Source organism: Pseudarthrobacter enclensis (assembly GCF_030811655.1).
Lineage (GTDB): Bacteria > Actinomycetota > Actinomycetes > Actinomycetales > Micrococcaceae > Arthrobacter > Arthrobacter enclensis_A.
In genome coordinates, this window is sequence record NZ_JAUSRE010000006.1 from 42,915 (window position 1) to 63,970 (window position 21,056).

Here is a 21,056-nt window from a genome sequence, read left to right on the forward strand (position 1 = left end):
CACAGGCCCTGTCCCGGTTATCCACATGACCGGGACAGGGCCTGTGCCTGTTATGTGCGTGCGGGCAGGATAGGGATATGGCCACACCACCAGTTCCCCCCGCCGGCGCTCTCCGCCCGGACCGCCAGGCCACCTCAGGCGACGCCGCCGTCATGCCCCGCTTTCCGGAGTTATACGCTCCGGGGATGCCCTTCGCGGGCCCCGAACTGCAGTCCCTCGCGGCAGACGGCCTGCTGGCCCGGTTCCATCAACAGGGCTACACCCTCCCGGGAGTCACCGCTTCTCCACAGCTGCGGGCCAGGGCGGCAGCCGGCGCAGTCCCGGCGCCAATCCGGCAACGGGTGGTGGCCGGGCGGATGACAGCAGCATGGATCTACGGATGCGCCGCTGAGCCTGACCGGCTGGCGCTGCTGGTGGACGCAAAACGGAGGGTGTCCAGCCTTCGGAATACCCGCGGCTGCACTCTGCATGAGGTCCGGCTGGGGCCCCTGGATGTGGTCAGCCTGGGCGGACTCATGGTCTCCAGCCCCTTGCGGACGGCACTTGATATCGCCCTGCATGTTGAACCAGAGCGAGCCGTTCCAGCCCTGGCCGGTCTCCTGGCACGCCCGCAGAAGGATGTGAAGCTTCGCCTTCTGGTACGCGCCATCGAGGCGACACCCCGGGTCCCACACAAACGCGCTGCCCTGGAAAAACTTGCCCGGCTAGCTCCGGCGTTTGTTCCCGGTGGTCCGGTAGACGTCGAAAACCCCGTCGATCCTGCGGACGGCGCTTAGTACGTGGCTGAGGTACTTGGGGTCGCCCATCTCGAAAGCGAACTTCGAGATGGCCACCCGGTCCGTGGAGGTGTGGACGCTGGCCGCGAGGATGTTCACGTGATTGTCGGAGAGTACACGCGTCACGTCCGAGAGCAGTGACTTGCGGTCCAAAGCCTCCACCTGGATTTCCACCAGGAAGACGCTGGACTGCGTAGGGGCCCAGTCCACATCGACGATCCGGTCCGGCTGGTCCTTCAGGTCGGAGATGTTGGTGCAGTCCGTGCGGTGCACGGAGACCCCGGACCCGCGGGTCACAAAACCAAGAATGGGGTCCGGCGGAACGGGTGTGCAGCACCGGGCGAGCTTGACCCAGACATCGCCCACGCCGCGCACCACCACGCCGGAGTCCGAGAAGCGGGCCTTCGTGACCTGCGTGGGGATGCTGACTTCTTCAACATCATCATCGGCGCTCTCGTTGCCGCCCAGGCTCTCGATGAGCTTCTCCATGACCGACTGGGCGGACGTGTGCCCGTCCCCCACGCCGGCGTACAGGCCCGAAATGTCGGCGTACTTGAACTCTTCCGCCACGGCGGCCAGCGCCTCATGGGTCATCAGGCGCTGCAGCGGAAGGTTCTGCTTCCGCATGGCCCGGGTCAGCAGTTCCTTGCCGCGGTCGATTGCCTCCTCGCGGCGTTCCTTGCTGAACCACTGGCGGATCTTGTTGCGCGCCCTGGCGCTCTTGACGAAGTGCTGCCAGTCCTGGCTGGGTCCGGCCCCCTCGGCCTTGGAGGTGAAGATCTCCACCCAGTCGCCGTGGTTAAGCTCGCTGTTGAGAGGCACCAGCTTGCCGTTGACCCTGGCGCCGATGGTGCGGTGGCCAACTTCCGTGTGTACGGCGTAGGCGAAGTCCACCGGCGTGGATCCGGCAGGCAAGGCCATGACTTCGCCCTTGGGCGTGAAGACGAACACCTCGCGGGCGTTGATTTCAAAGCGCAGCGAGTCCAGGAACTCGCCCGGGTCCGAGGTCTCCTGCTGCCAGTCCACCAGGGAACGCAGCCAGCCCATGTCGCCGTCGCGGGGACTGCCCGGACCGACTGCGGTGCGGTTGGGCTGGTCCTTGTACTTCCAGTGGGCCGCCACGCCGTATTCTGCCCGTCGATGCATCTCATGGGTGCGGATCTGGATCTCCACCGGCTTGCCGCCGGGGCCGATCACCGTGGTGTGCAGCGATTGGTACATGTTGAACTTGGGCATCGCGATGTAGTCCTTGAACCTGCCGGGCAGCGGGTTCCAGCGCGAATGCATGATGCCCAGGGCGGCGTAGCAGTCCCGGACCGAGTCCACCAGGACGCGGACGCCCATGAGGTCGTTGATGTCGTCGAAGTCCTTGTCGCGGACGATCATCTTTTGGTAGATCGAGTAGTAGTGCTTGGGCCGTCCCGTGATGGTCGCCTTGATCCGGGCGGTGCGCAGGTCCTCGGTAATCTGGTCGCGGATCACCCCCAGGCTCTTTTCCCGCTCAGGGGTCCTGTCCCCCACCATCCGGACGATCTCTTCGTACACTTTGGGGTAAAGCGCCGCGAACGACAGGTCCTCAAGTTCCCACTTGATGGTGTTCATACCCAGTCGGTGCGCCAGCGGAGCGAAGATTTCAAGGGTTTCACGCGCTTTGCGGGCTGACGACTCGGCAGAGACGAAGCGCCAGGTGCGGGCGTTGTGCAACCGGTCAGCAAGTTTGATCATCAGAACGCGGATGTCCTTGGCCATGGCCACGACCATTTTGCGGACCGTCTCCGATTGGGCGGCCTCGCCGAAACTGACCTTGTCCAGCTTGGTGACGCCATCAACGAGCATGGCCACTTCCGGCCCGAAGTCCCGTTTGAGGTCCGCAAGCGTGTAGGGGGTGTCCTCCACCGTGTCATGGAGGAGGGCCGCGGCCAGCGTGGTTCCGCTGAGGCCCAGCTCAGCAAGGATGGTGGCCACGGCCACCGGATGGGTGATGTATGGGTCGCCGCTCTTGCGTTTCTGGCCCCGATGGCTGCGTTCGGCTACGTCGAAGGCCCGCTGGATGAGGTCGAAGTCCTCTTTGGGATTATTGGCGCGCACTGTCCGGAGCAGCGGCTCAAGGATGGGCGAATAGGTTGCGGTGCCCCGGCCGGTCAGGCGGGCCAGGCGGGAGCGGGTGCGTTCACGGCGGCCAGGGAATGTGGCACGGGATCCCGAGTTGTCCACGGGGACCAGGGAACCGGGGCGCGCCGGGGCTGCCGAACCGGCCTGTACACCGGCAGGACTCTTTTCTTCCTGTGCCGTTGGCGCCGCCGCCGAACGTTCTTCCAATGAAGCACCCCTCACCACTGTTTAATTACCCCAGTCTATTCCTCAAGGCACCCACTTTTATAACCGGGAGAGAATAGGAAGAGGCCGGGCAGCGCACAGTGTGCGCTGCCCGGCCTCTTCCGGATCTCAGGACGGCCTGCCCGGGCTTGTCAGGCCTTGGCCGGCGACGCCGGGGCCGACCGTTCCCCTGCCCCGGCCCGGCGTTGCTGCACGCGCCGCGCCTGCTTGACCAGGTCCGGTTCGCCCTGCCGGAGCCATGCGTACATCGGGGCGGCAACGAAAATGGTGGCCGCGGTGCCGATCAGGATCCCGACGAACAAGGCCAGCGACAGGTCCCGCAGGGTTCCTGCCCCCAGGAGCCCTGCACCAATGAACAGGATGGCGCCCACGGGAAGGATAGCCACCATCATGGTGTTGATGGACCGCACCAGCGTTTGGTTGACGGCGAGGTTTACTTCCTCGGCGAAGGTGCGCCGCGTGGACGCATCAATGCCCGAGGTGTTCTCGCGGATCTTATCGAAGACCACCACGGTGTCGTACAGCGAGTAGCTCAGGACCGTCAGGAAGCCGATGATGGCCGAGGGCGTGACCTCGAAATCGCTCAGCGCGTACACCCCGGCAGTGATGAACATGGTCACAGCCATGCCGGCGAGGGCAGAGACGGACATCTTCCACGTGCGGAAGTACAGGGCCATCAGGAGCGCCGCAAGCAGAACGAACACCACCAAACCGATCAATGCCTGCTTGGTCACGTCAGCACCCCAGGTAGGTCCAACGAACGTGGAGGTCACCTCGTTGTCGGTGACCCCGTACGCCCCGGTGAGCCCCTGCTTGATCCGGAGGGTTTCGTCGTCGGTCAGCTTGTCCGTCTGGATCCGCATGGTGTTGCCGGCCACGTTGGCCACCCGCGGAACGCTGCCGGACACCACGTCCGTGACAGCCTTCTCGCCGACAGTGGCATCTGTGGTCTTGACGTTCGAAACCGTGAACTCGGAGCCGCCACGGAACTCGATGCCGAGGTTGAAGCCGCCCTTGGCCACCGGGATGATGATGGAAAGGGCCACTCCCACCGCGGCGATGATGAACCAGATTTTCTTGGCGCCGACGAAGTCGTAGGAGCGTTTGCCGGTGTAGAGCTCGTTGCCGAAAGTGGCGAAGCCTGACATTACTTGTTCTCCTTCGCGGAGGTCTTGGACGAGCCAGCCAGCTGTTCCTGCTTCTCTGCCAAACGCCGTTCGGCGATGGTCATGCGTCGCTCAGCCTCTGCAGCCGCCCCGGTGTTCTTGGTCCGAACCAGCGCAGGCTTGTCTTCCGGTGTTCGGATGCGTCCTGCACCGCGGTACAGCGGCACGGCGCCCAGCCGTTCTGGATCCAGGCCGGAGAACTTGTGTCCTTCACCGAAGAAGCGCGTGCGGGCCAGGAGCTGCAGCGTGGGGTGGGTGAACATGAACACCACGATGAGGTCGGCGATGGCGGTCAGGCCCAGCGTGAAGGCGAAACCGCGCACGTTGCCCACGGCAACGAAATACAGCACGAGGGCCGCAAGCAGGTTGACGGCCTTGGAGGCCAGGACGGTCCGCTTGGCGCGCTTCCAGCCGTTTTCGACGGCGGACACCAGTCCGCGCCCTTCGCGCAGTTCGTCGCGGATTCGCTCGAAGTAGACGATGAAGGAGTCTGCCGTCTGGCCAATGGCCACGATGATGCCTGCCACGCCGGCCAGCGAAAGACGATAGTTCTCGGTCCAGCCGAGGATGGCGATGGCGAGGTACGTCAGGGCGCCTGCCACCACCAGGGAGGCGATGGTGACGAAGCCGAGGGCACGGTACTGGAATAGCGAGTACACCACCACAAGCAGGAGCCCGATCAGGCCGGCCAGCAGGCCCATCCGCAACTGCTCCCCACCGAGGGTGGCGGAGATCTGCTGTTCGCTCTGGATGTCGAAGCTGATGGGCAGTGCGCCGAACTTCAACTGGTCTGACAGTGCCTTGGCGGTCTGCTCGGTGAAGCCGCCGGTGATCTGGGGACGTCCGTCGGTGATCACTGCCAGCGCGCGCGGCGCGGAAATGACCTGGTCGTCCAGGACAATGGCGAACTGGGACTTCGGGTCGGTGCCCGATTGACCGCCGGCGGCCACGTAGAACTGGTTCAGGCGCTCGGTGACGTCTTTGAACTTTGCTGTTCCTTCGGCGTCGAACTGGATGTTGACGGCCCAGTCATTGGTGACTGCACCCTGCGCACCCTGCTGCAGCTGGAAGGACGACGTGACGATGTTGCTGCCCTTGACCTCCACGGGACCCAGGATGTACTTGATGGCCGGAGACTTGGCGGTGGCAGGCTCGCAGGTGACCAGCGGCTTGGTGGGATCCGAACGCTGGGACTTCTCGGCGGCGGCACCGTTGCAGTCCAGTGCCTCGAACTGCTTGTAGATGTCAGGGGTGATCCAGTTGGTGTCGCTGCTGTTGGCGGGCTGGGCCGTGGGCTTGGGCAGCTTGTCATCCGGCGTCCGCGACTCCGGCGGCACCGCTGCTCCGTCTCCGTTGAGAAGGACGGGGCGGAAGTTCATGTCCGCGGAGGCCTGGATCAGGTTGCGGGTTTCTGCGGAGGGCGTGCCGGGAAGGCTGACCACCACGTTGCGCCCTGACTGGGTGCTGATTTCAGCTTCCGAAACGCCGGAGCCGTCGACGCGCTGGCGGATGATCGCCACGGCCTGGTTGAGTTGCTGTTCGTTGATGTCCGAACCGCCTTCGACCTTCGGGGCGAGGATCATCTGGGTGCCGCCCTCAAGGTCCAGGGCGAGTTTGGGTGCCCAGCTGGCCTGTCCGACGGCGGTCCCGCCGGCCAGGACTGCAGTCAGCGCTGCCAGGAGTACGCCAAGCCAGACCAGGACGCGGAGCCCCGGCTTCTTGCGGCCAGTTCGTGCCATTGTCGATCTTTCTCTTATTCGCGGAGGAACCGCCGGCGCGGGCTGCTGCCTGCGCCGGCGGTGGTCCGCAGCGGTAGAGGGAGGAAAGGGGCCAGCGGGCCTAGCTGTCCTTCTTGCCCTCGTCGTTGAGGCGCTTCAGGGTTTCTTCGGGGGTCTCGGTACCCGTGGCCGTGCTTCCGGTCTCCCCAAAGGTGAGCGAGGAAGGGTCGTTCGGTACCACCGGCGAAGCGGCAGCGGGCCCGCCGGCTTCGGCCGCGGGTTCCACGGCTGGCTCCACGACCTTGGTAACTGCCTGGCGGTGGACGGTGGCCAGGTTTCCGGGGGAAAGTTCAAGGGTGACCTTGTTTTCGGCCTCGTCGATGTCAACGATCCGGCCGAAAAGACCAAAGCTGGTCATGACCTCCACGCCCGGAGCGAACTTCGACTGGAGCTCTGCCTGCTGCTGCTGCGTCTTCTTGTTGCGGCGGAACATCATGAAGATGAACACGCCGAGCATGACGAACAGGAGAATTGACATTGGATCCAAGGGGGAATTCCGTTCTTTTGCGGGTGCAGCTGGTTTACCAGCGACGTCGGCTTCGCTTCGGCCGGGGCTGGCATGATGCAGGCAGAGCGCCTGACAACTACTTCCCCAAGCGACGGGGGCGTCAGGGCCTCCCGCGAAACAAAGACCCGAACGTGCCGGGCGTCATACCAGTCTAGAGGGAAAAGCTGAAGGGAGCCTGCTATTGGCCGTCCGGGGCCAAGTCTGCGGCCGGGGACTCATCTGCGCCGGCTTCAAAAAGGTCGAGTTGCTCCTGTGCGAAGACGCCGGCCGGGACGGCGTAGCCCAGGTGCGTCCATGCTGCCGCCAGGGCGATCCTTCCCCGGGGGGTACGTCCAAGCAGGCCTTCACGGACCAGGAAGGGCTCGGCGACCGTCTCCACGGTTTCGGTCTCTTCGCCAACGGCGATGGCCAGGGTGGACAGACCCACGGGACCGCCGCCGAATTTGGTGATGAGGGCGTCAAGGACTGCCCGGTCCAGCCGGTCCAGTCCCTTCTTGTCCACTTCATACATATCCAGGGCAGCGGAGGCGGATCTGGCATCGATTTGTTCCACACCATGCACCAGCGCCCAGTCCCGGACGCGGCGCAGCAGTCGATTGGCGATGCGCGGGGTCCCACGGGAACGGCCGGCGATTTCGGCGAACCCGGCGGAATTGACTTTGAGGTCCAGCAGCCCTGCGGAGCGGCGAAGGACCAGCTCCAGCTCGGGAACGGAGTAGAACTCGAGGTGTCCGGTGAAGCCGAACCGGTCCCGGAGAGGACCCGGGAGCAACCCGGCGCGGGTGGTGGCACCCACCAGGGTGAAAGGTGGCAGCTCGAGAGGAATGGCGGTGGCACCGGCGCCTTTGCCCACCACGATGTCCACCCGGAAGTCCTCCATGGCCATGTACAGCATTTCCTCGGCCGGCCGGGACATGCGGTGGATCTCGTCGAGGAACAGTACCTCGCCCTCGGACAGCGAGGACAGGATGGCCGCGAGGTCGCCGGCGTGCTGGATGGCCGGTCCGCTGCTGAGGCGCAGCGGGGCGTTCATTTCCGCGGCAACGATCATGGCAAGGGTGGTCTTGCCCAGGCCCGGCGGACCGGAGAACAGCACGTGGTCCGCCGTCCGTCCGCGCATCCGGGAAGCCTGGAGCACCAGCGACAGCTGCTTGCGCACCCGGTGCTGGCCAACGAAGTCGTCCAGGTTCTTGGGCCGGAGCGCGGCCTCGATGGCCCGCTCCTCCGGCTCCTCCCCTGCGGCAACCAGCGAGTGTTCAGCCACGGGTGCCTACGCGGTTGCCGGCGCGCGCGCCGTCCTGGCCCAGCCAGCGGAGGGTGGTGCGCAGGATTTCCGGGACGTTGCCGCGGAAGGACACCTCAGGATCGTCGGCCAGGGCTTTGTCGATACTGGCGGAGGCGTCTTTCTCGGACCAACCCAGGCTTGTCATGGCGGCCACCACCTGGGGCTTCCAGGCGGCTTCTGCCGGGGTGGCGGCACCGGGCGCTGCCGGGGTTCCATGGGGGACGAGCTTCCCGGCCAGTTCCAGCACGATCCGGCCGGCCACCTTGGGCCCGATTCCGGGGACTTTGGTGAAGGTCTTGCTGTCCCCTGTGTGCGCTGCGACGCGGATGGCTTCAGGATCATGCACCGCCAGGACTGCCAAAGCCAAGCGGGGGCCGACACCGCTGACACTGAGCAGGATGTCGAATACCTCGCGTTCGTCATCGGAAGCGAAGCCAAAAAGCGTCAGCGAGTCTTCCCTGACGATCAGGGAGGTGAACAGCTGCCCCTCGTCACCCACCCGCAGCCGGCTGAGGGTCTGCGGCGTGGCGTAGACACTCATGCCCGCGCCGTTGAGGTCAATCACTGCCGTTGACAGGCCAACGTGCGCTACGGTTCCGCGGAGGAAACTGATCAAGGCCGGGCTCCCGTTATTCTGCCGGACCCTATATCGTGGCCCCGGCTATCCGAACATATCTACGAATACCCTAGCAAGCAGCAGGGACAATCAGCGTGCGCGGCGCGCCTTGGCCTCGGCTTCGGCCCACGCCCGCTGGGCAGGCGTGAGCGATGAACTGCCGGGGCCTGTGGTTGCCACGGCCGCCCCGCTTCCGGCCCGCCACGCGTGCGTGATGGCCAGTGCCAGGGCATCGGCAGCGTCAGCCGGACGCGGCGGGGCATCAAGCCGGAGGATCTTGGTGACCAACTTGGTCACGGCGTCCTTGTTGGAGGACCCGCTTCCGGTCACCGCCGCCTTGACCTCCGACGGCGTATGCAGCGCCACCGGTATTCCCCGCCGGGCCGCCGCCGCGATGACCACGCCGGAGGCCTGGGCAACGCCCATCACAGTGCTGACGTTGAGCTGCGAGAAGACGCGCTCGACGGCGAGGACCTCCGGTTCGTAGCGGTCCAGCCATTCGTCAATGGCGGTGGCGATCACCAGCAGGCGCCGGTCGAGGCTCTCGTCCGGGGACGTGCCCACGACGCCGACGGCCACCATGCTGGCGCGGCGGTTCCGCTCGACATCCACCACACCGATGCCGCACCGGGTGAGGCCGGGGTCGACGCCGAGGACGCGGAGGGTCACGCCTGCACCCGCGCCCCGGGCGCAGCCGGTTCCAGCCCGGGCGGCCGATTACCTGGCAAGGCCGGACGTCACTCTGATTCCAGGGCAGCCTGGACTTCGTCGCTGAGGTCGGCGTTGCTGTACACGTTCTGCACGTCGTCGAGGTCCTCGAGGGCGTCGGCGAGCTTGAGGAACTTGCGCGCGCCGTCCACATCGAGTTCAACCTGCATTGACGGCACGAACTCCACCTCGTCCGTGTCGTATTCGATGCCGGCTTCCGTCAGCGCTTCACGGATGGCCTGGAGGTCGCCCGGTTCCGAGTGGATCTCGAAGGTCTCGCCGTTGTCCTTGACTTCCTCCGCGCCGGCGTCCAGGACTGCCATCAGGACGTCATCCTCGCTCAGGCCGTTCTTGGGCAGGTTCACCACGCCCTTGCGGGTGAAGAGGTAGCTGACCGAACCGGGGTCGGCGATGGTGCCGCCATTGCGGGAGATGGCCAGGCGCACTTCGGAGGCCGCACGGTTCTTGTTGTCGGTAAGGCACTCGATCAGCAGGGCCGAGCCCTGGGGCCCGCGGGCCTCGTACATGATTTCGGTGTAGTCCACCACTTCGCCGGTGAGGCCGGCGCCGCGCTTGATGGCGCGGTCGATGTTGTCGTTGGGAACCGACGTTTTCTTGGCCTTGGTGACAGCCAGTTCCAGGCCGGGGTTGCCGGCGAGGTCCGGTCCGCCCATGCGGGCGGCAACTTCGATGTTCTTGATCAGCTTGGCAAACGACTTGGCGCGGCGGCTGTCAATGATCGCCTTTTTGTGCTTGGTCGTTGCCCATTTGGAGTGGCCTGACATGGCTTTACGCTTCTCCTCTGATCATTCGGATAAAAAGTTCATGTACGCGTTTTTCGCCGGTCACTTCCGGATGGAAGGAGGTGGCCAGCAGCTGGCCGGAACGCACTGCGACAATTCTAGCCGCCCCGGGGAGCGATACGGCGTGCGACGCCTGCCCGGGGTCCGCCGGTTCCACCTGGGCCAGGACCTCCACGTCCGGCCCCACGCGCTCCACCCAGGGACCGCGAATAAAGACCGCGTGCACCGGTTCCACGCCGGATTCGGTGGCGCTGAAGTCCAGGCCCTTGAAGTCCAGGTCGGTTTCGAAGGACTCACGCTGCCGGCCGAACGCGTTCCGGCGGACGGTGATGTCCAGGCCGCCGAAGGTCTGTTGGGGCGCGCCGGACAGATCGGTTGCGGGGTCGGCGATGTCCGAGGCGAGCAGGATCATGCCTGCGCAGGATCCATAGACGGGCAGTCCCTCGGCGATGTACTTGCGGAGGGGGTCGGCAAGCTCGAACGCCCGTGCGAGCTTATCGATGGCGGTGGACTCGCCACCTGGAATGATGAGGCCGTCCAGGCCGTCCAGTTCCTCCGGACGGCGTACGGGCACGGCCTGGGCGCCTGTGTCCTGCGCGGCACGCAGGTGCTCGCGGAAGTCTCCCTGGAGGGCCAGGACGCCAATCTTCAGGCCCGAACCCACGCGTGCAGGAGCAGCAGATGGGGGATTAATCATCCCTCCAGCATACGGGCCGTGAAGGATGGCCGAAGCCGCGGGCACGCGGCCGGCAAAGGTTGCATGCCCCTGCTGGGATATATTCAAAACATGGTCTTCTTCACTGTTCCGCTCGGCAAGCTGGTCCGCAGGGTCTCCCGGCTCCGGGGTGGCGGATCCGCCCTGCCAGGCCTGGTGGTCGAGAAAATCGACCCCGGCTTCATGCGGCGGACGCTCACCACCCTGCCACACGGTGTTGCGGTGGTCAGCGGCACGAACGGCAAGACCACCACCACCAAAATGGTGGTTGAGCTGCTGGAAAGCCAGGGCCTGAAGGTGTTCACCAACCGCACCGGGAGCAACTTCACGCGGGGCGTGGCGGCTGCCCTCCTGGGCGAGGTTGACTGGCGCGGGAGGCTGGATGCAGACGTCGCTGTCCTGGAGCTGGACGAAGCACATGCCGTCCATTTCGTGAACAGTGTCCCGCCCCGGTACTGCCTGCTCCTCAATGTGCTGCGTGACCAGCTGGACCGCTTTGGCGAGATCGACAAGACCGCGCAGCTGCTGCAGCAGATCGCCGCCAAAACCACCGGAACGGTTGTCCTGAACCGTGAAGACCCAAGGGTCGCCAGGATCGCGGACACCCTGACGGGACAGGAGGTCAAGTACTTCGGCCTTGACCACTCCCTGCTGGGCACCTTTCCCAACGACGACGACATGCGCGCCGCCCCCGGCAGCCCTGCTCCGGCGGCCCTGCCGGAAAAGCCCGCCGCCGACGTCGTACTCCGTAAGGTGGGCGCGGACAGCGCCGAGTTTGAGTACGACGGCGGGACGGTCACCACGGCGATGAAGCTGCGCGGCGTCTACAACATCTTCAACGCCGCCGCCGCCCTGACGCTGGCCCGGAGCATCTGCGGAGCGGGCGCCGCAACAGCTGACCACGCCACGTTGCTGGAGGCGCTGTCCCGGGTGGCCCCGGCCTTCGGCCGCGGTGAAAGTCTCACCGTGGAGGGCCAGCCGCTGGACCTGGTGCTGGTGAAAAACCCGAGCGGTTTCCGCCTGGGGTTGAAGTCCTTCCCCGCCGCCGGTTATGCCACCATGATTGCCATCAACGACAACTACGCGGACGGCCGCGACATGTCCTGGCTGTGGGATGTCGAATTCGACTCCCTCCGCGAGGGCGGGGTGGACGTTTTGACCGGGTCACGGGCCTACGACATGGCACTTCGGCTGCAGTATGACCAGGTTCCCGTCGGAGCGGTGGAAACGGATATTCCCGCGGCGCTGGCAGCGTTCGTCCGGGAGGGCCGGGGCAAGCCCAAGCGCATCTTCTGCACCTACACTGCCATGCTGGCCATCCGCCGCGAACTGTCCAAAATCACCACCGTGGAGGTTGTCTCGTGAACCAGGCAGAAGCAGCGGCCACGGACGGCCGGTCCAAGGGCACCATCCGCGTGGTGCAGCTGTACCCGCGCGACATGAACATCTACGGCGACTGGGGCAACGCCCTGGTCCTGCAGCGGCGCATCCAGTGGCACGGCTACACCCCTGAACTGCTTGAGTACAACGTCGGCGATCCCTTCCCGGAGGACGTGGATATCATCGTCGGCGGCGGCGGCCAGGACAGCGGCCAACTGGTCATCCAGGATGACCTGCAGGCCCGGGCCGGGCAACTGAAGGACCTGGCGGAGGACGGCGCGCCCATGCTTGTCATCTGTGGCCTTTACCAGCTTTTCGGCCGGTTCTTCAAGACCCGCACGGGCGCGGTCATCCCGGGCATCGGCATCCTTGACGTGGAAACACACGGCACTGATGAGCGCCTGATCGGCAACGTCAAGGTGTCTACCCAGGAGTTCGGCGAGGTCCTGGGCTACGAGAACCACAGCGGCCAGACGACCCTGGGCACTGGGGTCCGCCCGCTCGGCACCGTACCCAAGGGCACGGGAAACAACAGCAACGACGGCCATGAGGGTGCCCGCTACCGCAACATAGTGGCCAGCTATTTGCACGGCTCGCTGCTGCCCAAGAACCCGGCCATTGCGGACTTCCTCATCCGCACGGCCGCTGAGCGCAAGTTTGGCAGCTTTTCCCCCGGCAACCCGGACGACACTTACGCTCTCCTGGCCCGCGAGCACGCCGGTCGCCGTCCCCGCTGACCCGCAAAAGGGCCGCAGGAACAGGCGGTTTCAGGGGCGCCCTACCGCCATTGGAAGTACTCCCGGTGGATGTTGGCGCGGCGCACACCTGCCGCCCGGAAGCCCTTCCGGAACTGCCGCAGCATGGCGTCAGGGCCACCCATGAAGACGGACAGATGGCGTGGCTCCGTGTCCACCGCCGCGATGACCGCCTCCGGTGTCAGCCTCCCATCCCTTCCCGTGTCAACAAGATGGACTGCCAGCCGCGGATGGTTCCGGGCGATGGCGGTGATCTCGTCCGCGAACGGGGACTGCCCTGCCGAGGTAACGAATAAGTGGACGTCTTCCTGGAGTTCCCCGTCAAGGGACCGCAGCCAGCTGAGGAAAGGCGTGATGCCCACGCCACCGGCAATCCACACCTGATGGGCAGTGCCGCGATGCCTGTCGAAACGGCCATAGGGTCCACCCACCACCGCAGGCATTCCCGGCTGGACCACATCGGGGAGCCTGGTGGTATGGTCACCCAGGGCTTTGACGGTAATGCTGATCCCGCCTTCCGGGGCGGGGCCCGAGATGGAGAACGGATGCCGCTGCCAGCCATCCGCCGTCTCGAGATAGACCATGGCGAACTGTCCGGGCTTGAAGGCCAACGGACGCCCGAGGGGCCGGAGTGCAACCTCCAGCAGGTCCGGCGCAACCGGCCGCACCGCTGCCACCTGGTAGTCGTGGTGCGGCAGGAAGCGCCGCGCCAGCAACTCACGGTAGGCGTAAAACGCAAGTCCCGTTCCGCCGATGGCCACGTAGCTCCACCGCAGCGCGGGGACTGCCTCGAACGCGCTGGCATCGAGCAGTCCGTGCAGGAAGCCCGCCGCCAGGAACAGGCCGGTGAGCCGATGGAAACCCCGCCACCGTTCGTAGCCACCCAGCAGGCGGGCCAGCAGCCGGGCCGGCCGTGTTTGCAGCGTGGCGACCACCAGCTGGCGGACAGGCGCCGGAAGCATGGTGCGCCAGCGCGGCAGGATGGCCCACACCACCAGGGCCGTGAGGCCGCAAATAGCCACTACCGCCAGGGTCTTTCCGAGGCTGGTGGCCTCCGGATTGGACGCCATTTCTATGTGCGGCAGGAGCAGGACGGTTGCGGTGATGGCCACCCTGCGATGCCAGATGGCGGCGTGGTCGATACCGCCGAAGACCGGCTCGACATGTGGAAGGGTACTGACCAGGACCAGTGCGATTGAGTACAGCAGAACTGATTCCCCGCCGAACAACTGCCCCACGTGTCCCAGGACAGGTTCACTGGCCGGACGCGCCAGGTACCAAAAGATGCCATAGGCAGCCACCAGCGCCAGGATGACGGCGGGTCCCACCCACCGGAACGGTAAGCCCACCAAGGCACTCCCCGACCTCGTGCCGCGTTCGGCCATGGACCTGGCTCCCTTCGTCAGTGCCCAACCCCAGCGCTGCCAAGCATGACGCGCAGAATGCGGCCCGGACTGGACCCCATAGCGGCCATTGTAGGGATGGACGCTGGGAACACGGGCATTTTTGGACGATTGAGAAGCGTTGCACCTTGTGAAAGGTTTACCCCATGACGAACCCCCTTCTTTCCGCCAGTCCCGTGCCCTACGCCCTCCCGCCTTTTGTGGGGATTACGGTGGAGCAGTACCGCGAAGCGATAGAAGCGGGGCTTGGTGCGCACCTGGACGAGATCAAGGGCATCGTCGGCAACAGCGAACCAGCCACGTTCGGTAATACGGCCCTCGCAATGGAACGGTCCGGGCAGTTGCTGAACCGCGCAGCCGCCGCCTTCTTCACCCTGGTGTCAGCGGATGCTTCGCCGGAGATCCGGGAACTCGAATCGGACCTTTCCCCGAGGTTCTCCGCCCACCAGGACGAGGTATTCCTCAACAGGCAGCTGTTCGATCGTTTTGCCGCCATTGATACCGCGGGCCACGACTCGGAATCCGCCCGCCTTGTGGAGGAATACCTTAAGGAGTTCCGGCAGTCCGGAATCCAGCTGGATGCGCCGGGCCAGGGGCGGCTGCGTGCCATCAACACGCAACTGGCCCGGTTGGGCACGGAGTTCGGTCAGCGGGTGAAGGAAGGGATTAAGTCCGCGGCACTGCTGCTCGAGGATGAGCAGGACCTGGCGGGCCTGCCGGCTGACGAGGTGGCAGCCGCCGCTGAGGCTGCCCGGTCCGCCGGGCACGACGGCAAGTACCTGCTCACCCTGATCCAGCCGGGGAACCAGCCGGCACTGGCCGCGCTTGGGAACCGGGACGTCCGCCGTCGTCTGTTTGAAGCGTCCGTGGCAAGGGGCAGCGGCGGCGGCAGCCTCGATGTCCTGGATCTGGCCCGGGAGATGGCCGGACTTCGGGCGGAGAAGGCCCAGTTGTTGGGCTTCGACAACTACGCCGAACTTGTGGCGGACCGCCAGACGGCACCGGACTTCGAGGCGGTGCGGACCATGCTCAACCGGATTGCACCGGCTGCCCTCCGAAATGCCGACGCCGAGGCTGCGGCCCTGGCAGAGGTTGCCGGACACCCCCTGGAGCCGTGGGACTGGGCCTACTATTCGGCGAAGGTGCGGCGCCAGAAATACGACGTCGACGAACATGCTCTGCGCCCGTACTTTGAACTGGACCGGACCATCAGGGACGGCGTGTTCTTTGCCGCCACGTCCCTGTATGGAGTCACCTTCCACGAGCGGACCGACCTGCGTGCCTATCACCCGGATGTGCGCATCTGGGAGGTCCGGAATGGGGACGGCAGCGGCCTGGGCCTGTTCCTGGGCGATTACTATGCCCGTGAATCCAAACGCGGCGGGGCATGGATGAACTCGCTCGTGGACCAGTCGGCCCTGCTCGGCACCAAACCCGTGGTGATCAACACCTTGAACATCTCCAAACCGCCGGCAGGTGAACCCGCACTCCTGACCCTGGACGAAGTCCGCACCCTGTTCCACGAGTTCGGCCACGCCCTGCACGGCCTGTTCTCCGACGTGGCCTATCCGCGCTTTTCCGGCACCGCAGTGCCGCGGGATTTCGTGGAGTACCCGTCCCAGGTGAACGAAATGTGGCTCCTGTGGCCGGAAGTGTTGTCCAATTACGCGCGGCACTATGTCAGTGGCGAGCCGCTGGCGCAGGACATCGTGGACCGGCTTGACGCATCCGCGCTTTGGGGCGAAGGGTTCGCAACCACCGAGTACCTGGGAGCCGCCCTGCTCGACCTCGCTTGGCACACTCTGGAGCCGGACAACATTCCGGACGACGCCCTGGAGTTCGAAGCAAAGGCCCTCGCAGCGGCAGGCATCGCGCATCCGCTGATCCCGCCGCGTTACCGGACCGGCTACTTCCAGCACATTTTCGCCGGCGCCGGCTATGCGGCGGGGTACTACTCCTACATCTGGAGCGAGGTCCTCGACGCGGACACGGTGGAGTGGTTCAAGGAGCACGGCGGACTCACCAGAAGCAACGGCGAACGCTTCCGCCAGGAGCTCCTCAGCCGCGGCAACAGCCGGGACCCCCTGGAGTCCTTCCGGGCCCTGAGAGGCCGAGACGCGGACCTGGCCCCGCTGCTAAAGCGCCGAGGCCTCGAGTAACCTCCAATCGATTGCTGAGTAATTGTCGTTTAGCGCCCGGAATACGACAATTACGGAGCAATCGATTTAAAAGAACGATGCCGGTCCCCCACCAACAAATGGTGAGGAACCGGCGTCGTACTAAAAAGAAAAGCACGACGGTGGGTGCTGATCCGGCAGCGTGCGTAAAAGGGGCCCCGCCCCCAACCACCACCAAAAATGGCGGCAGCGGAAGGCGGGGAATAGCACGCCGAGGATCAGCGCCGCCAGGCGCCCCTTCAGATGCTGATTACCAGCCGCGCTCGGCGAGTCGGTGCGGCTGGGGGACCTCGTCGACGTTGATGCCCACCATGGCTTCGCCCAGCCCGCGGGAGGCCTTGGCGATGACGTCGGGGTCGTCGTAGAAGGTGGTGGCCTTGACGACGGCGGCGGCGCGCTGGGCAGGGTTGCCGGACTTGAAGATGCCTGAGCCGACGAACACGCCGTCGGCGCCGAGCTGCATCATCATGGCGGCGTCAGCGGGGGTGGCGATGCCGCCTGCGGTGAACAGCACCACGGGGAGCTTGCCGGCCGCGGCAACTTCCTTGACAAGTTCGTACGGGGCCTGCAGTTCCTTGGCGGCAACGTAGAGCTCGTCCTCGGGCAGGGAGGACAGCTTGGCGATCTCGGAGCGGATCTTGCGCATGTGCCCGGTGGCGTTGGAGACGTCGCCGGTGCCGGCCTCGCCCTTGGACCGGATCATGGCCGCGCCTTCGTTGATGCGGCGCAGGGCCTCACCGAGGTTGGTGGCACCGCAGACGAAGGGAACCTTGAAGTTCCACTTGTCGATGTGGTTGACGTAGTCGGCCGGGGTGAGGACCTCGGACTCGTCGATGTAGTCGACACCGAGGGACTGCAGGACCTGGGCCTCGACGAAGTGGCCGATGCGGGCCTTGGCCATGACCGGGATGGACACGGCGTCGATGATCTGGTCGATCATGTCGGGGTCGGACATGCGGGACACGCCGCCCTGGGCGCGGATGTCGGCCGGAACGCGCTCCAGCGCCATGACCGCCACGGCACCGGCGTCTTCGGCGATGCGGGCCTGCTCGACGTTGACGACGTCCATGATGACGCCGCCCTTGAGCATCTCGGCCATGCCGCGCTTCACGCGGCTGCTGCCCGTGACGCTGTTCGCGGACGAACCGGCCTCGTTGCTTACATCAGGTGTAGACACAAAAACCCCTATGGGTAGACAGATGATCTTCGCCGGGCATGCGGCGGCAGCTGCCGGACGTGCACGCACCGATTGCCGGGTCCGTTGACCGGGCACTTATATACTAGTCCCCTGTTGCCCGGGGAACTTAATCAGGCTTAATCAGCCGGGGTGGGTTCTGCCAGGGCCTGCCGGCGCACCGAGGCCACCCGCTGCGCGACGGTGACAAGGCTCGCGGCTGCCAGCAGAACCAGCGTCACCAGGAGCACCACCGGCGGGAGCCCAAGCCCCGTCAGGCCCGTCACCACCAGGACGGAGACCAGGCGTTCGGCCCGCTCCGCAATCCCGACATTGGCGGTGAATCCCAGCGACTCCGCTTTCGCCCTGGCGTACGAGACAACCATGCCGAGGACAAGGCAAAGAAGCGCGGAGACAGCGATGGGGGTGTTGCTGCCGCCGGTGAAGAACCAGACGGACACGCCCGCGAACAACGCGCCGTCGGCGATCCGGTCCAGCGTTGAGTCGAGGAAGTTTCCCCAGCGGCTCTTCACGTTCTGCATCCGGGCCATGATCCCGTCGAGGACATCCGAGAATATGAATGCGGTAATGAAGAGGGTGCCCCAGAAGAGCTGGCCCAGGGGGTAGAAGACGAGGGCTCCAGCAGCCACGCCGGCAGTGCCGAGGATGGTCACCGCATCCGGGGAGACGCCGATCTTCAGGAGCCAGCGGGCCAGCGGGGTAAACAGCGCGGTGAAGAAGCCGCGGGCATGCTTATTCAGCATCCGACTCCCCGGGCCACGCGTCGGACACCTGCTGCCGGACCTCGTCAAGGGTCTGGGTGATGGCCTTCGTCTGGGCGATGATGGGGAAGAAATTTCCGTCGCCGCCCCATCGTGGAACGATGTGCTGGTGCAGGTGGGCCGAAATGCCGGCGCCCCCCACCACCCCCTGGTTCATGCCAAGGTTGAACCCGCCTGGATTGGACACTTTGCGCAGGACGCGCATGGCGGTCTGGGTCAGGTCGGCAAACTCGGCTGTTTCCTCAACCGTGAGGTCTGTGTAATCCGGGATATGCCGGTACGGGCAAACCAGCAGGTGGCCCGGGTTGTACGGGAAGAGGTTCAGCACCACGTAGCAGGTCCTGCCACGGTGCACGATGAGCGCCTCTTCGTCGGTGCGGCTGGGGCCTACGCAGAAAGGGCAGTCGTTTTCGTTCTTGAACTGGTGCTGGCCGCCCTTGATGTAGGCCATGCGGTGCGGAGTCCACAGGCGCTGGAAGGCGTCCGGGACACCGGCGAGGGCAAAGTCGTCGGTAACGCCGTCATCGCCTGGATATCCTGCGCCTGTGTTCTCCTGCACTGTGCTGATTCCGTTCGGCTAGCTGGTCCGGTTGCGGACGGCGTCGGTGATCCGCTTGACTGCTTCCGCCACGGGCACGCCGTTGTCCTGGCTTCCGTCGCGGAACCGGAACGAAACGGCACCCGCCTCGGCGTCGTCCCCACCGGCGATCAGCACGAACGGGATCTTGTCCTTGCTGGCGGTGCGGATCTTCTTGGGGAACCGGTCCGAGGAAGTGTCCACCTCGGCGCGGATGCCGGCAGCTTTAAGCTGGTCGACGACGTCGAACATGTACTCGTTGAAGGCCTCCGCCACCGGGATCCCCACCACCTGCACGGGTGCCAGCCAGGCAGGGAATGCTCCGGCGTAGTGCTCGGTGAGGACGCCCATGAACCGCTCCACGGATCCAAACAGTGCACGGTGGATCATGACGGGCCGCTGGCGGCTGCCGTCGGCGGCCTGGAATTCCAGTTCGAAGCGTTCGGGCAGGTTGAAGTCCAGCTGGATGGTGGACATCTGCCAGGTGCGTCCGAGCGCATCCTTGGCCTGCACGGAAATCTTGGGCCCGTAGAACGCGGCTCCGCCCGGATCCGGCACCAGCTCCAGCCCGGACTCCTGTGCCACCTCGGCCAGGGTCCTGGTGGCCTCCTCCCAGGTGGCGTCGTCGCCCACGTACTTTTCCGGGTCCTTGGTGGACAGCTCCAGGTAGAAGTCGTTAAGCCCGTAGTCCTTGAGCAGGTCCAGGACGAAGGTCAGGGTTTTGGTGAGCTCGTCCTTCATCTGCTCGCGGGTGCAGTAGATGTGGGCGTCGTCCTGTGTCATCCCCCGGACGCGGGTGAGTCCGTGCACCACGCCGGACTTCTCGTAGCGGTAGACGGAACCGAATTCGAACAGCCGCAGGGGCAGTTCACGGTAGGACCGGCCGCGGGAACGGAAGATGAGGTTGTGCATGGGGCAGTTCATCGGCTTCAGGTAATAGTCCTGGCCGGGCTTGCGAACGGTGCCGTCATCATTGAGTTCGGCGTCCACGTGCATGGCGGGGAACATGCCGTCCTTGTACCAGTCCAGGTGCCCGGAGACCTCGTAGAGGTGCCCTTTGGTGATGTGCGGGGTGTAGACGAACTCGTAGCCGGCCTCGACGTGGCGCTGCCGGGAGTAGTCCTCCATCTCCTTGCGGATGATGCCGCCCTTGGGGTGGAAGACGGGCAGGCCGGAGCCCAGTTCATCCGGGAAGGAGAACAGGTCCAGTTCAGAGCCCAGCTTGCGGTGGTCGCGGCGCTCGGCCTCGGCGATCCGCTCCTGGTAGGCCTTCAAGGCGTCCTTGGTAGGCCAGGCGGTGCCGTAAATGCGCTGCAGCTGCTGGTTCTTCTGGTTGCCCAGCCAGTAGGCCGACGACGAGCGGGTCAGTGCGAAGGCGTTGGAGATGAGCTTGGTGTTGGGCAGGTGGGGGCCGCGGCAGAGGTCGCACCAAACGGTGATGCCTTCCTTGCGCTCCACGTTGTCGTAAATCGTGATGTCGCCGGCGCCGACCTCAACGTTGACGCCTTCCCCGGCCTCGGCGGCATCGTTCTTCTTCCCCAGGAGCTCAAGCTTGTAGGGCTCGTTCTTCATGGCTTCGCGGGCCTCATCCTCGCTGACCACGCGGCGGACAAACTTCTGGTTCTGGTTGATGATCTTTTGCATCATCTTTTCGAGGGTCTTGAGGTCCTCGGGAGTGAACGGCTCGGCGACGTCGAAGTCGAAGTAGAAGCCATCAGTGATGTAGGGGCCGATCCCAAGTTTGGCGTCCGGACGCAGCTGCTGCACGGCCTGGGCCATGACGTGGGCGGTGGAGTGGCGCAGGACGTTCAGGCCGTCCGGCGACTCAATGGTGACACCCTCCACTTCGGCGCCTTCGGGGAGTTCCTGGTCCAGGTCCTTCAGTTCGCCATTAACGCGGGCTACAACGACGTCACGGCGCTCAAAGAAGAGTTCCGCACCGGTGGTCCCGCTAGTCACCTTGGTCTCTTCGCCGTCGACGAGAAGGGTGATCTGCTGGGCATCTGACACGGGTGTCTCCTATTCAAAGTTGAGGCTTCATAGCTTGCGGCATACGGGGACCACAGCCAGCCACCGTCAATGCTATCGGTTCGGTTCAGGGCCGACCAACGCGGCA

The 21,056-nt window shown here is 65.2% G+C and carries 18 protein-coding genes; 4 read left to right on the plus strand and 14 right to left on the minus strand.

What is annotated here, in order from left to right; genetic code table 11:
• Positions 1-77 precede the first annotated feature (77 nt).
• Complete coding sequence (locus tag J2X98_RS07270; RefSeq protein WP_141941581.1) at positions 78-776, plus strand: type IV toxin-antitoxin system AbiEi family antitoxin; 699 nt, start codon at positions 78-80, stop codon at positions 774-776.
• On the opposite strand, the gene J2X98_RS07275 is transcribed toward J2X98_RS07270, so the two are convergent.
• The 9 genes from J2X98_RS07275 to pdxT all read right to left on the minus strand — a co-directional run bounded on the left by J2X98_RS07275 (position 705) and on the right by pdxT (position 10,674).
• Positions 705-3,095 carry a RelA/SpoT family protein gene (locus tag J2X98_RS07275; protein ID WP_174237507.1) on the minus strand — a complete coding sequence of 797 codons (2,391 nt, stop codon included), beginning with the start codon at positions 3,093-3,095 and terminating at the stop codon, positions 705-707. The genes J2X98_RS07270 and J2X98_RS07275 overlap by 72 nt on opposite strands.
• A gap of 149 nt (positions 3,096-3,244) precedes the next feature.
• Positions 3,245-4,261: a protein translocase subunit SecF gene (secF, locus tag J2X98_RS07280; RefSeq protein WP_141941583.1), complete on the minus strand. Its 1,017-nt coding sequence runs from the start codon at positions 4,259-4,261 to the stop codon at positions 3,245-3,247.
• Complete coding sequence (gene secD, locus J2X98_RS07285; protein ID WP_307306109.1) at positions 4,261-6,018, minus strand: protein translocase subunit SecD; 1,758 nt, start codon at positions 6,016-6,018, stop codon at positions 4,261-4,263. The genes secF and secD overlap by 1 nt, the downstream gene beginning before the upstream one ends.
• Positions 6,019-6,118: 100 nt before the next feature.
• Positions 6,119-6,535 carry a preprotein translocase subunit YajC gene (gene yajC, locus J2X98_RS07290; RefSeq protein ID WP_307306112.1) on the minus strand — a complete coding sequence of 139 codons (417 nt, stop codon included), beginning with the start codon at positions 6,533-6,535 and terminating at the stop codon, positions 6,119-6,121.
• A 208-nt stretch (positions 6,536-6,743) separates the two neighbouring features.
• The gene (gene ruvB, locus J2X98_RS07295) at positions 6,744-7,829 is read right to left on the minus strand and encodes a Holliday junction branch migration DNA helicase RuvB (protein WP_307306116.1); all 1,086 of its coding nucleotides are present in this window, start codon (positions 7,827-7,829) and stop codon (positions 6,744-6,746) included.
• The gene (gene ruvA, locus J2X98_RS07300; protein WP_307306119.1) at positions 7,822-8,466 is read right to left on the minus strand and encodes a Holliday junction branch migration protein RuvA; all 645 of its coding nucleotides are present in this window, start codon (positions 8,464-8,466) and stop codon (positions 7,822-7,824) included. Before ruvA ends, ruvB begins: the two co-directional genes overlap by 8 nt.
• A 90-nt stretch (positions 8,467-8,556) precedes the next feature.
• Complete coding sequence (gene ruvC / locus J2X98_RS07305; RefSeq protein ID WP_141941593.1) at positions 8,557-9,135, minus strand: crossover junction endodeoxyribonuclease RuvC; 579 nt, start codon at positions 9,133-9,135, stop codon at positions 8,557-8,559.
• Positions 9,136-9,203: 68 nt separating this feature from the next.
• A complete protein-coding gene (locus J2X98_RS07310) occupies positions 9,204-9,959 on the minus strand; it encodes a YebC/PmpR family DNA-binding transcriptional regulator (protein WP_018761454.1) in 756 nt (251 codons plus the stop codon).
• Between the two features lie 4 nt (positions 9,960-9,963).
• The gene (pdxT, locus tag J2X98_RS07315) at positions 9,964-10,674 is read right to left on the minus strand and encodes a pyridoxal 5'-phosphate synthase glutaminase subunit PdxT (protein ID WP_141941596.1); all 711 of its coding nucleotides are present in this window, start codon (positions 10,672-10,674) and stop codon (positions 9,964-9,966) included.
• 90 nt (positions 10,675-10,764) lie between these two features.
• Between pdxT and J2X98_RS07320 the strand changes: the two genes are divergently transcribed.
• On the plus strand, positions 10,765-12,057 hold the full coding sequence (locus J2X98_RS07320; RefSeq protein WP_174237508.1) for a Mur ligase family protein: 1,293 nt from the start codon (positions 10,765-10,767) through the stop codon (positions 12,055-12,057).
• Positions 12,054-12,809: a type 1 glutamine amidotransferase gene (locus tag J2X98_RS07325; protein WP_141941600.1), complete on the plus strand. Its 756-nt coding sequence runs from the start codon at positions 12,054-12,056 to the stop codon at positions 12,807-12,809. The genes J2X98_RS07320 and J2X98_RS07325 overlap by 4 nt, the downstream gene beginning before the upstream one ends.
• A 41-nt stretch (positions 12,810-12,850) precedes the next feature.
• Here J2X98_RS07325 and J2X98_RS07330 read toward each other — a convergent pair whose 3' ends face one another.
• Entirely contained in the window at positions 12,851-14,176 is a 1,326-nt protein-coding gene (locus tag J2X98_RS07330) for a ferredoxin reductase family protein (protein WP_307306125.1), read from the minus strand.
• Between the two features lie 200 nt (positions 14,177-14,376).
• Between J2X98_RS07330 and J2X98_RS07335 the strand changes: the two genes are divergently transcribed.
• Positions 14,377-16,389, plus strand: a complete 2,013-nt coding sequence (locus J2X98_RS07335; RefSeq protein WP_307306128.1) for a M3 family metallopeptidase — start codon at positions 14,377-14,379, stop codon at positions 16,387-16,389.
• 268 nt (positions 16,390-16,657) lie between these two features.
• Here J2X98_RS07335 and pdxS read toward each other — a convergent pair whose 3' ends face one another.
• From pdxS to thrS, 4 genes are all read right to left on the minus strand, one after another.
• A complete protein-coding gene (pdxS, locus tag J2X98_RS07340; protein ID WP_307306129.1) occupies positions 16,658-17,584 on the minus strand; it encodes a pyridoxal 5'-phosphate synthase lyase subunit PdxS in 927 nt (308 codons plus the stop codon).
• A gap of 137 nt (positions 17,585-17,721) precedes the next feature.
• Positions 17,722-18,345, minus strand: a complete 624-nt coding sequence (gene pgsA, locus J2X98_RS07345) for a phosphatidylinositol phosphate synthase (RefSeq protein WP_141941607.1) — start codon at positions 18,343-18,345, stop codon at positions 17,722-17,724.
• A complete protein-coding gene (locus J2X98_RS07350) occupies positions 18,335-18,922 on the minus strand; it encodes an HIT family protein (protein WP_141941609.1) in 588 nt (195 codons plus the stop codon). Before J2X98_RS07350 ends, pgsA begins: the two co-directional genes overlap by 11 nt.
• A gap of 18 nt (positions 18,923-18,940) precedes the next feature.
• Positions 18,941-20,950, minus strand: coding sequence for a threonine--tRNA ligase (gene thrS / locus J2X98_RS07355; RefSeq protein WP_307306131.1), 2,010 nt, complete (start codon positions 20,948-20,950; stop codon positions 18,941-18,943).
• Positions 20,951-21,056: the final 106 nt, after the last annotated feature.